General features: G+C 73.2%; 7 protein-coding genes. All 7 read right to left on the bottom strand.

Annotation, left to right across the window (positions count from 1 at the left end; all coding sequences use genetic code 11):
- Window positions 1-16: 16 nt before the first annotated feature.
- Genes ACFQE5_RS21075 through ACFQE5_RS21045 form a run of 7 tightly spaced genes read right to left on the bottom strand, consistent with a single transcriptional unit; the run spans window position 17 to window position 11,662 of the window.
- Window positions 17-2,026: a heparinase II/III family protein gene (locus ACFQE5_RS21075; protein WP_379587501.1), complete on the bottom strand. Its 2,010-nt coding sequence runs from the start codon at window positions 2,024-2,026 to the stop codon at window positions 17-19.
- On the bottom strand, window positions 2,023-4,239 hold the full coding sequence (locus tag ACFQE5_RS21070) for a bi-domain-containing oxidoreductase (protein ID WP_379587500.1): 2,217 nt from the start codon (window positions 4,237-4,239) through the stop codon (window positions 2,023-2,025). Before ACFQE5_RS21070 ends, ACFQE5_RS21075 begins: the two co-directional genes overlap by 4 nt.
- 11 nt (window positions 4,240-4,250) lie before the next feature.
- Window positions 4,251-6,167, bottom strand: a complete 1,917-nt coding sequence (gene asnB, locus ACFQE5_RS21065; RefSeq protein WP_379587498.1) for an asparagine synthase (glutamine-hydrolyzing) — start codon at window positions 6,165-6,167, stop codon at window positions 4,251-4,253.
- A 14-nt stretch (window positions 6,168-6,181) separates the two neighbouring features.
- Window positions 6,182-7,402, bottom strand: coding sequence for a glycosyltransferase family 4 protein (locus ACFQE5_RS21060; RefSeq protein WP_379587497.1), 1,221 nt, complete (start codon window positions 7,400-7,402; stop codon window positions 6,182-6,184).
- The gene (locus ACFQE5_RS21055; protein WP_379587496.1) at window positions 7,399-8,727 is read right to left on the bottom strand and encodes a nucleotide sugar dehydrogenase; all 1,329 of its coding nucleotides are present in this window, start codon (window positions 8,725-8,727) and stop codon (window positions 7,399-7,401) included. Before ACFQE5_RS21055 ends, ACFQE5_RS21060 begins: the two co-directional genes overlap by 4 nt.
- Entirely contained in the window at window positions 8,724-10,292 is a 1,569-nt protein-coding gene (locus ACFQE5_RS21050) for a Wzz/FepE/Etk N-terminal domain-containing protein (RefSeq protein WP_379587495.1), read from the bottom strand. Before ACFQE5_RS21050 ends, ACFQE5_RS21055 begins: the two co-directional genes overlap by 4 nt.
- Window positions 10,289-11,662: an exopolysaccharide biosynthesis protein gene (locus tag ACFQE5_RS21045; protein WP_379587493.1), complete on the bottom strand. Its 1,374-nt coding sequence runs from the start codon at window positions 11,660-11,662 to the stop codon at window positions 10,289-10,291. Before ACFQE5_RS21045 ends, ACFQE5_RS21050 begins: the two co-directional genes overlap by 4 nt.
- Window positions 11,663-11,770: the final 108 nt, after the last annotated feature.

The following is an 11,770-nucleotide window of genomic DNA, read 5'->3' as shown; positions in this document are numbered from 1 at the left end:
CCCGGCGTCAGCTGGCTCACCGTGACCGACCGACCGGGGCGTCGGGGCCGAGGCGCAGCAGGGTCCGCAGCACCGGGCCGTGCGGCCCCACCCGGCCGCTGCCGACCAGCGTCACCGCGGGCTCCTTACGCCCGAACCCCGCCGAGTACCAGCCCAGTGGTGGGTCCAGCTCGCCGCGATGCCTGCTCCACACCAGCTCCGGGGGCAGGTCGAGGACGGCGGCGTGGTCAACCCCTCGGTGCGTCCACGACAACCGTGCCCGCGCCCCGTCGAGCTCCGCCGCCACCCGCGGCCCGAGGTGATAGACCAGCCGGCAGCGATGCCGTCGCCGGGTGTGGAGCTCGTCGGACACGCGCAGGGTTCGGGTGGCGGCGTCGAGCTCGACCCACCGGCGGTGCACGACCCGGCGACCGGGCCGGCGGTAGCCCTCGTGCTCGGCGCCCCAGCGGGACACCCCGCTCTCGTCGAGATCGACCGCGAGCACCCGGCTGCGGGCGTGGCGGGTCCACAGGAACGGTCCGCCGGACCGGGACTGGTCGGCACCGTCGAGTTCGATCGTGTTGTGCCCCAACGTGGAACGGAAAAAGGCCCGCCACTGCGGCTGGCCGTGATAGCAGTAGCAGCCGGGATCGGCGAGCACGTCGACGCCGTCCTGGCGGACCTCCACCGACAGCGCGTCGGCGTGCGCGTGGGCCGCGATCGACCCGAAACCGTGCGGCCCGCCGTCGCAGCGACACCAGATCTCGCCGTCGCCGTCGCTGCGCGGCACCCGCAGGATGGTCATCCCGGCGTCGGCGAAATGAGACGGGCGGCGCGCGGGCCGGTCGGTACGCGGCGGGCGTGGCCGCAGCAGGCCCATCAGCAGCGGGGTGCGGACATCCGCGACGGGCGACTCGGGCCACCAGTCCGCCCGGCCGAACACCGCCGCCCCGGTGGCCAGCAGCGAGGCCCACCGGTCGGTACCCGCGCCGTCCAGGACCAGCCCGTACCCGTCGTCGCCGTCGCCCTGGCGCGGCGGCCTGCCCCGCACATCCAGGACGGCCGCCAGCGCGTCGGTCATCCGAGCCAGGACGGTCCACCCTCGCTCCGGCATCGGCATCCCCGCGGCGTCGGCCTCGGCGAACGCCGCGAGACCCAGCTCCAACACCAGACCGTGGTACTCGGTCGCCAGTTCGCGATTGAGCCCGGACCCGAAGGTGTTGCGGCCCAAGTGGTCCACCAGCGAGCGCGCCGCCGCGACCCGCCAGCTCGCCGACTCGGGAAACCAGCCGAACGCACAGGCCGCCGCGAGCAGCCCCGCCGACTCGGCGATGATGTGGTTGTTGGCCGACGAGCCGCGGCTGGGAAACGCCGCGAGCCAGCGCTGGTGGAACCAGATCTGCTCCAGCGCCTCGGGGTTGTCCTCGAACAGGCCGGGCGCCCCGCGCCAGCCGTCCAGCAGCCTGCGCACCCACACCCACGACAGCAGCCGGATACCCAGCTCGATCCCGCTGATCCAGGCCACACCCCGCATCGGCGGATGCGCCGCCCACCACGATTTGAGGTGATCGGCCACCCGTGTCGCGTAGCGCTCGTCACCGGTCAGCGCGAACGCGGCGGCCAGCACCGTCAGGTACTGGTGGCGGGACAGCTCCCAGATCTGCTTGATGTCGCCCACCACCTGCTCGTCACGGTAGGAGATGTCGAACGCGTAGGCGTCCGCCGGGGCCCGCCGTCCGGTGCGCGGGTCGAACGACCAGTCCGGACTGACCAGGTCGGCGCGCCGGTGGCCGAGCAGCTCGGCGTCCCCGTCCATGAGCCGGTCGGCCGTGCCGAGCAGGCGCGCGCGGGCCGCCTCGGGAACGGCGGCCAGGACCGAGGGCGCCAGCACAGCCGCGAACCGGCGGGGCACCGGCCCGGGTGAGCCGCCCCGCGTCGGCGGCATCCGGCGCCACCGCTGGACCCGGACCGCCGTCTCGACCCGGCCCACGATCTCGCGGGGCCCCATCCGCGACAGCCGCCGCAGGTACCAGCCGAGATCGGTCATGGACCGGCCCCGTCCGCCGTCGCGGGCTCCAGCCGCACCGGCCCGCCGGTGCTCAGACTGGTGTGCACGGCCAACGTCGCGCGGGTGGTCGCGACGAGCGAGTCGAGCCCGATCGGCATCGGTCCGCCGGAGCCGACCGCGGTCAGGAAGGCGTCGAGCTGGGCGCGCTGGCCCTTGTCCCGTCCACGGGGTAGCCGCGGGCTCGGCCGGCGACGCCTGCCGTAGACGGTGGCGCTCAGGAAGTCGTTGAACCGCAACACCTTTCCATCACCCAGCAGCTCGATCGTCTCCTTGGGGAACGTGGGGGCACCCGACGTCGCGTACGTGAGGGTGGCGGTGGAGCCGTCCGGGTAGCGCAACAGGACCTGCAGGTCGCCCTGGTCGCGGGTGGCCCAGGCGAAGACCTCGGTCGGGTCGCTCCCGAGCAGCCAGCTGATCGTGTCGATGAAATGCCCCCCTTCGCCGGCGAACCGGGAGCCCTCGCTGTCCCGGCGCCGGTACCAGCTCCCCGGATCCAGCTGTCCCGCGTTCACCAGGTACCGCACCGAGGCGGGCCCGATCCGCCTGCCGAGACGTTCCCGCGCCTGCCGCAGCAGCGGCGCGAACCGGCGGTTGAACCCGACCTGGAGGCGATCGTTGCCCGACTCGGCGACGGCGTCGAGGATCTGGCGCAGCTGCGCCTCGTCGAGGGCGAGCGGCTTCTCCACGAACACCGCCTTTCCCGCGCGCAGGGCCCGGCTGGTCAGCTCGGCGTGGGAGCTGTGCCGGGTCACCACGAACACGGCGTGGATCGCGGGGTCGGACAGCATGGCGTCGAGATCCGTCGAGGCGGTGGTGAAGCCGAAGGAGCGCTGGGCGTTGGCCGCCGACAACGCCGAGGTCGTGACCACGTGGCGCAGCGCCACGTCGGTTCGCTCCGTCAGATGCGGCAGCAGCATCGACGAGGCGTAGGCGCCGGCCCCGACGAAGCCGAGCCCCACCCGGCCCGGCACCGGCGCCCGGGGCGTCGCGGGGCGGGTCCGGCGATCCGGCTGCCACGCGGCCTGGCCGTTGCCGTCCGCACCGGGCGCCGGGGCCGGGCGGGGCCCCGGATCCGGATACCGGAAGAGCACCGCGACCGCTTTCAGTTCGCCCGAACCGAGCTGCCGGTAGGTCTGCACCGCGTCCGCGAAGTCCGCCACATGTGAGATCAACGGCTCGATGTCGAGCCGCCCGCGGGCGATCAGGTCCAGCACGCAGGCGAGGTTGCGGCGCTCGGTCCAGCGCACGTAGCCGTACGGGTAGTCGCGCCCCGCGAGCTCGTAGTCCGGGTCGTAGCGCCCCGGGCCGTAGGACCGCGAGAACCGCAGGTCGAGCTCCTTGCCGTAGTAGGCGTTCCACGGCAGGTCGAGGCGGCATTTGCCGATGTCCACGACGCGGCCGCGGTCGCGGGCCAGCCGCGCGGCCAGCTCGACCGGCTCGTTGCTGCTCCCGCCCGCAGCCAGGTAGACCTGGTCGACGCCGTGACCACCGGTGAGCTCGGCGACGGCGGTGTCGACCACACCGGAGCCGGGATGCCCGCAGGTCAGCGCGCCCAGCCGCTCGGCGAGCGCGCAGCGCTGCGGATCGGGGTCGGCCCCGACGACCCGGACGCCCGCGGCCGCCAGCAGCTGCACGACGAGCTGCCCGATCAGGCCGAGACCGATGACCAGCGCAACGTCACCGAGCTGGGGCTCGCCGCGACGGACCCCCTGCAGCGCGATCGCACCGACCGTGCCGAACGCCGCGTGCGCTGCGGTCCCACCCTCCGGGACCCGCGCGTAGAGGTTGGTGGGGACCCAGTTCAGCTCGCTGTGCAGGGCGTGCTCGTTGCCGGCGCAGGCGACGAGATCGCCCACCGCCACATCGTCGACCCCCTCGCCGACCTGCTCCACCACCCCGCACAGCGAGTAGCCCAACGGGGTGTACGAGTCGAGCTTGCTCATCGCCTTGCGATAGGTGGCCACCACCCCGGTCGTGGCGACGCTCTGCATCACCTTCGCGACCTGGTCCGGCCGGGCCCGCGCCTTGGCCAGCAGCCCCATCTCGGCCTCGGAGACCTTCATCATCTCGGTACCCGTGGAGATCAACGAGTACCGGGTCCGGACGAGCACACCCCCCGGTTTGCACCGCGGCGCCGGGACCTCCAGCAGCGCCAGCTCGCCGGTCCGATAGTTCTGTACGACCTGTCTCACCGTTCGCCCACCTATGCCGCCAGGACACCGCGGGCCGTCGCGCCGCGGTACCAGTACTCGAGAGTCAGGAGATGCCAGAGGTGCTTGGACCGGTCCTCGCGGCCCGACGCGTCCTCGTCGATGAGCCGCGCGACCGCGTCGCGGCGCAGGAAACCGGACGACACCAGCACCCCTTCGTTGGCCACCGCATGTACCAGCGGCGCCAGGTCGCGGCTCATCCAGGCCCGCAGCGGCGCGCTGAACAGGCCCTTCGGCCGGTAGACGATCTCGTGGGGCAGGACGGCGAGGGCGGCCTGCTTGAGCGCGACCTTGCCCTGCCGTCCGCTGATCTTGCGGTTGCCCGGGATGCGGAACGCCGCCTCGACCACGTCGACGTCGACGAACGGCACCCGGACCTCGGTCGAGGCCGCCATGCTCGCGCGGTCGGTGTAGGCGAGGTTGAGGCCGGGCAGGAACATCCGCGCGTCGGCCAGGCACATGCGGTTGACGACGTCGTCGAGCGCGGTGTCGGCGTAGACCGCGGCGTGCTCGGCGAGCACGTCCTCGACCGCCCCGGCCAGGTCGGGGTTGACCAGATCCAGCAGCTCCGTCCGGTCGTACATCGTGTAGCTGCGCCGGAAGGCCACCTGCTCCGGCAGGTCGGCGAAGGACAGGAACCGCTTGGCGAAACGCACCGAGCGGTAGCCGCGCCGGGCCGTCGCCACCGGTAGCCGGTCCACCCCCGCCCGCAGCCCGCGGCGCACCGGCCGCGGAAGCGCCTGGTAGCGCCGCGCGAGCAGGTTGGCCCGGTGTTTGCGGTAGCCGGCGAACAGCTCGTCGGCGCCCATCCCCGACAGCAGCACCGTGACCCCGGCGGCGCGGGCCGCCGAGCAGATGAGGAACGTGTTGATCGCGGCGGGGTCGCCGATCGGCTCATCGAGGTGGTAGGTGAGCCGTTCGAGCAGGTCGCCGACGTCCGGCGCGATCTCGATCTCACGCAGGTCGACGCCGTAGCGGCGGGCGACCCGGCGGGCGTAGCGCAGGTCGTCGGGCATCGCCTCGAACCGGGCGTCCTGGGGCCGGAACCCGATGGTGTAAGCGGGCAGACCCGGCCGGTGCCGCGCCGCGAGCGCGGTGAGATAGCTGGAGTCCAGCCCACCGGACAGGAACATCCCGACCGGGACGTCGGCGAGCAGATGCCGCCGCGTCGACTCGGCGACGACGGCGTGCAGGTCGGTGTCCCCGAGGCCCTGCGCCGCCGCCCGCTCCGCGACCTCACGGATCGACCAGTAGCGGCGCCGCTCGACCCGCCCGTCGGGCCGCAGGGACAACCATGTCCCCGGCGGCAGCTTCTCCACGCCGCGGTAGACGCAGCGACCCTCGGGCACCCAGTAGTAGAGCAGCGAGGCGACCAGCGCCGCGTCGTCGATGTCCAGTGTCGTCCCGAGCCCGTCCGCGAGCGCCTTGAGCTCGGATGCGAAGGCCAGCCCCCGGCCCCGGCGGGCGACGAACAGCGGTTTGATGCCCAACTGGTCGCGCGCCAGCACCAGCTCGCCGGTGCGCTCGTCGAACAGCGCGAAGGCGAACATCCCGCGCAGCCGCGGCAGACATCCCGGGCCCCAGCGCCGCCACGCCTGAAGCAGCACCTCCGTGTCCGACGACCCTCGGAACCGCACCCCCGCGGCCACCAGCTCGGCGCGCAGCTGCGGGGCGTTGTAGAGCTCGCCGTTGTAGGTCAGCGCGAGACCGTCGGCGACCATCGGCTGGGCCCCGGTCTCGGACAGATCGATGATCGACAGCCGTCGGTGTCCAAGATGGACTTCACTGTCGCCCGCGCGATGGGTGTAGCGGCCGCTCGCGTCCGGGCCGCGGTGGGCGAGCGCCGCGGTGAGCCGGTCGGTCAGCGCGCCGCCGTCGAGCCAGTGATAGGTGCCTGCGATCCCGCACATCGCCGCCGGTCCCCTCAGCCCCGGCCCGTCAGGCGGTCGTAGACGCCCACGTACGCGGGGACCTGGGTGTCCCAGGCCAGCACCGTCTCGACGCGGTGCCGGCCGCGGGCGCCCATCTGCTTGCGGCGCACCTCGTCGTCCAGCAACGCCAGGATCGCCTCCGCGTAGTCGTCGATCCGGTTCGGCTCGGCGTAGACCGCCGCATCCGCTGCCGAGACCCGCGTCTCGACCAGGTCGAACGCGACGACCGGCAGCTCGAACGCCAGGTACTCCATCGTCTTGTTCATCGTGGACACATCGTTGAGCGGGTTCTTCGGATCGGGCGACAGGCCGATGTCCGCGGTGGACAGCAGCCGGGCCACCAGCTCGTCGGGGGCGCGGCCGGTGAACTCGACCCAGCCGTCCAACCCCAGCTCGGTCGCGAGGGCCCGCAGCCGCGGCGCGTCGTCGCCGTCCCCGATGAGGGTCAGCGCCACATCGGACCGCTGGCGGACATGGACGATGTGGCGCATCGCCCGCAGCGTGATGTCGACGCCGTCCTGCGGGCCCATCACGCCGAGATAGACCAGCAGGTGCGCGCGCCCGCGGCGCAGCGCCGGGTCGGGGCTGCCGCGACGCATCCGGTTCGGGTCCGGTCCGCTGCGCACGACCGTCACCTCGTCCGGGCGTTTGCCCCCGCGGTCGATCGCGACCCGCCGGTACGACTCGTTCGTGGAGATGACCTGCGTCGAGCACCGATAGGTCAGCCACTCGGCCGCGCGCAGCGCCCGATGCGGCAGCCGCGCCCCGTCCGGGAAGCGGGACTCGTACAGCTCCGGACACAGGTCGTGCTGGTCGAAGACGAGCCGGACGCCGAACAGGACCTGGAACGGCAGAACCGCCAGGCACAGCACGTCCGGCGGGTTGCACACCTGCACGACGCCGAACGGCCGATCCCGCCACACCTGCACCAGCCGTACCAGGGTCGCGAGGATCGACCAGGCGTACTCGGCGACGAACATGACCTGTCGGGTGATGGGCGGAAACGCCCGATACCGCAGCAGCCGCACCCCGTCGATCTCCTGCCGGGCGGGTTCCCCCCGGCCCCGTGGGCAGACGACCGAGACCTCATAGCCCGCGCCGCGCAGCGCCTGGCACTCCAGCCAGACCCGCCGGTCGAACGGCACCGGCAGGTTCTGCACGACGATGCAGACGTGACGGCCGTGCCGGACAGGTCTGCGACGCAGGAACCTCACCAGCCCACGCCCTGGTAGCCGGCCAAGCTCTCCACCTCGGCACCGAGCCGTCCGTCCAGATCGAGCACCAGGGGCGGCCGGGCCGCGGCCACGGCGGCCGCCACGTCGGCGCCGGTGGACCCGACGACCGCCACCGCGGCCCCGTCCAGCGCCTCGGCGACATCGTCGTAGAGCACCCGGTGCAGATGCGGAAGCCGGTGCTGCACATAGCGCAGGTTCGTCCCGGACAGCCGCGCGGGGTTGACGATCGGATCATGGATGCGCACGTCGAGGCCCTTGCCGAGGAGGATCTCGGCGAGCGCCACGTTCGGGCTCTCCCGCAGGTCGTCGGTCTGCTGTTTGAACGACAACCCGAGCAGCGCCACCCGGCGGCTCGGTCCGCCGTGGGCGTCCACCCCGTTCAGGACCCGCTCGGCGACATCGCGCACCAGCATCTCGTTGGAGGCGAGCACGGCGTCCAGGACCGGCAGGTCCACACAGTTCATCCGGGCGAGGTAGAGCAGGCTGCGCAGGTCCTTGGGCAGACACGACCCGCCGAACGCGAAACCGGGGCGCAGATAGGCCGGCGAGACGTTGAGCTGCCGGTCCTGCACGAAGACGTCCATCACCTGCCGGGAGTCCACATCGAGCATCCGGTACAGCCGGGCCAGCTCGTTGGTGAACGCGACCTTGAGCGCGTGGAAGGCGTTGCCGGCGAACTTGATGCTCTCCGCAGACCGCAGCGAGACCGCATGCACCGCACAGTCGAGGAACCCGAAGAGCTCGCGGACCGTCGCCGCGGCCGCCGCCGAGCCCCCGACCACCAGCATCGGCGGGTGGAAGAAGTCGGCCACGCTGGATCCCTCGCGCAGGAACTCCGGGCACATCGCGACCTCCAGGCCGGTGCCGACCCGGCGCCCCGACGTCTCCTCCAGCAGCGGGACCACGGTTCCGTCGACGGTGCCCGGCGGCACCGTCGAACGGATCACCACCGTGTGCGGGCGGTCCGATCCGGCCAGCGCGGAACCGATCTCGCCGATCACCCGCCGCAGCTGGTTCAGGTCCGTGCTGCCGTTGGCGGCCGACGGGGTCCCGACGCAGACGATCGAGACGTCCGCGTGGGCGATCCGGTCGTGGGCGGATTCCACGGCACTCAGCGCTGTGCGCTCGACGGCCTCCGCGACCAGTTCCGCGAGGCCCGGCTCGATCACCGGCGGTCTGCCGGAACCCAGGGCCGCTACCTTGATCTTCTCCGGGTCGACCCCGACGACGCGATGGCCGCGAGCCGCAAGGCAGGCTGCGGTGACCGAGCCGACGTAGCCGAGGCCGAAGACGATGACATTCATCTGAGCTCCAGGTCGATGACGGGGGCGGCGGTCACGGCCGGGGCCGGTTCGCCGCGCGGACTTGCTTCGACGGTTGTCCCCTGGGTGCGCGACGGGTCGGCCGCCGCCGTCCCGCCGGGCCCCGGCGCGGCTCGCCCGCGCAGCGCCATGTGCAGGCCGTCCCAGAGGGTGCCGTCGGACCGGTCACGCGGATCCGGGTGCACGAGCACCACGCCGATGATCACGATCTCGGCGTCCGCGAGCTGGCGGGCGACGGTGTGCAGCCATTCGGTGGCCGCGTATCCGGCGCGTACCACCAGCAGGGTCTCGCGGCCCAGCCGCGGCAGGTCCGTCCATGTCGCGCCGAAACCGACGGTGCCGACGCCGAGGACGAACCGGCCCGATGTCCCCCGCTCCGGCCGATCCGCCGGGTAGTCGGCACCGTCCCGGACCGCGACCGGATTCTCCGACGTCGCCGCGTACTCGACGACGGGGCGGCCGGGCAGGTCGTCGACGACCAGCACGGGCTGCTCGAGCACGAGCAGCGTGGCGACGTCGATCGCGAGCGGTACGGCGACCTGCGGACAGCCGAGCTCGAGCAGCGACACGCCCGCCGGCGAGTCGCGGACCAGCCGGGCGAGGGTCGCCGCGACCCGTCCGCGCTCGACCTCGGCGCGGCTCCTGCGTCGCCAGAGCCGCCGACGGGTGGGGGCGGACAGCTGCACCAGGACCGAGGCCCCGAGGTGGTCGGCGATGTCGCGGCGCAACACCGGACGGTCCCGCACGACGGTCGCGACCGCGGCCAGGGCGAGCCCCACACCGAGCCCGAGCACGAGACCGACGATGCCGGCCAGACCCGCCGAGACCGGCAGCGACCGACTCGTCACGTGCGGGGCGTCCAGGATCTGGGTGCCGGCGGCAACCTGCGGCGAGCCGATGCCGGCCAGGGCCGCGCGCTGGGTGACGTCCTCGATCTGCCCCGACATCGCCCCGCGGCGCGCCCCCAGCGCGGCGACCTGCCCGGCGTCGCCGGCCCGGTCCGCCGCGGCGATCCCCGCGTCGAGCTCGGCGAGCTCCCGCTCGGCGCGCGCAGCCTGCTCGGTCAGCGCCGCGACCTGCGCCTTGGCCCGGTCCTCGATGCGCTGCACGTGGTCGGCGATGAACGAGTCCGCCAGCGCCGAGGCCTTCGCGAGTGCCTGTGCCTTGTCGGCCGCGCGGACGGTGATCCCGAGAACGTTCGGGGCCACCGCAGCTCCGGAATAGCTGTCCCGGAAGTCCTGGATGGGCTCGGTGGTGCCCAACCGCTGCATGGCCGCGGCCGCGATCCGGCTCGTCTCGAACACCGCGACGTCGGTGTCCATGAGGACGCTCGGATCGCCCACCTCCTCGCTCTCGTGGACGACATAGACGCGGGCCTGAGCGGTCACCCGGGACGGCAGCGCCACGGTGAACAGGACGCCGAGCAGCAGCCCGGCCACCGCGCAGCCGGCCCACAGCCTGCGTCGCCAGCGAATCCCCGCCACCAGACGCTGCAGGTCCAGCAGCGGTTCCGGGGTCGAGGTGGCCGTCGTCGTGGTCGTCGTCATGCCGACCCCGCCATCGTCGAGGTGCCGGAGCGCGTGGGGGGCTCCCGCTCGTCGGACTCCGCAGGGCACGGCCGCACCACGATCGCGCCGACCAGGGGGCAACCCAGGTCGAGGCAGGCCCCGGCGAGTGCCACCAGCTCCCACGCGGTGCGCGTACCGCTCGCCAGCACCACGACGGCATCGGCCGGTGCGCAGTCCGCGAGGGTGGGCTGGCCGGCGATGTCGAGGACCCGCTCGACACGGACCGGAGTTCCGTCGGCGACCGCGACCAACCGTCTCGCGGCGTGCTGGGCGGCGGGATCGTCGTCGGGGACGAGGACGAGCAGCGCGGCCGCGGCGTCCGCCGACCCGCGCAGCCGGGCCAGCAACCGGCGCAGCCGGGCATCGGTTCCCGCTCCGTCGCCCGGCGCTCCGGTCCACGCCACCTCGTCGCGCAACAGGTCGCGCAACCGATTCCAGCTGAGGCGGCGCCCGTCGTCCGGTCTGTCCTGCGCCCGGTCACCGGGCGGCACGGCGATGTCCACGGTGGTCAGGACCGGTGCACCGAGCGCGGTGGCGATCGCCTCCTCGTCGCGTAGCCGCCGGTCCGTCCGCACCGCGACGAGCAGGCCCAGCAGGCCGACCAGTCCGAACACGAGCGCGCCGCCGAGCATGAACTGCGGCATCGTCGGCGATGCCGCGCCGCGCACGACGGCGGGCCCGATCACGGTGATCCCGGACGGGCCGGACCTGGCCGTGCCGGACTGCTGGCCGCCCTTCTTGATCTCGTCGAGGTCGGCGGCAGCCTCGGCCAGGGTGGTGCGCAGCCGATCGAGTTCGGCGCGGGCCGTGGCACCCTCCGCCGAGGCCGCCCCCAGCGCCGGTGAACCCTGGAGCTCGTTGATCCGTGCGGTGGTCTCGTCGACCTTGCGCTGGGCCGCGACCCGCCGCTGCAGCAGCGTGGCGGCCGCGGCGGCCGCGGCGTTGTCGGAGATCTGCGTCGAGAACGTCACGTACTCCTGGGTCACCCGGCCGACGAGCTGCTGCGCCCGATCGGCGTTCCTGGCCGTCCCGCTGATCTCGATCACGTTGCCGTCCACCACCGCGGCGCTGACCGAACGCTGCAGGTCGGCGGCGCTGTCCCCCCAGCCGAGCCCCGCCGCGGTCCGGTCCAGGACGACCAGGCTCATGGCGACCTGAGCCTCGCTGAGCACCTGCTGCTTGTCCCGCGACCCCTGCAGCAGGACCCTGCTCGCCGCCTCGTAACCCGGCGAGAACAGCAGCGAAAGCCCGAGTCCCACGAGCGCACCAAGGCCGGCGAGCGCGGCGAGCAGCCGCCATCGCCGGCGGACGAGCTGCCCGACGACGGACAGCCGAACCACGTCCTCCACGCCGCGTCATCACCTCCTCCGGCCAGGTGGGATCGGGTCAGGTACGGCTGGACTCGCCGTGCTCTGCCACCGCGTTACAGCCGTCGGTCCAGGTACGACTGTCCGGGG

Source organism: Pseudonocardia hispaniensis, assembly GCF_042658695.1.
Classification (GTDB): Bacteria; Actinomycetota; Actinomycetes; order Mycobacteriales; family Pseudonocardiaceae; genus Pseudonocardia; species Pseudonocardia hispaniensis.
Note: the sequence above shows the minus strand (reverse complement) of the source record. Positions and strands in the feature narration are given on the sequence as shown.

Coding starts and splice junctions, on each gene's coding strand:
- ACFQE5_RS21075 (WP_379587501.1), bottom strand. CDS start 2,026: ATGACCGATCTCGGCTGGTACCTGCGGCGGCTGTCGCGGATGGGGCCC.
- asnB (WP_379587498.1), bottom strand. CDS start 6,167: ATGTGCGGGATCGCAGGCACCTATCACTGGCTCGACGGCGGCGCGCTG.
- ACFQE5_RS21055 (WP_379587496.1), bottom strand. CDS start 8,727: ATGAATGTCATCGTCTTCGGCCTCGGCTACGTCGGCTCGGTCACCGCA.
- ACFQE5_RS21050 (WP_379587495.1), bottom strand. CDS start 10,292: ATGACGACGACCACGACGACGGCCACCTCGACCCCGGAACCGCTGCTG.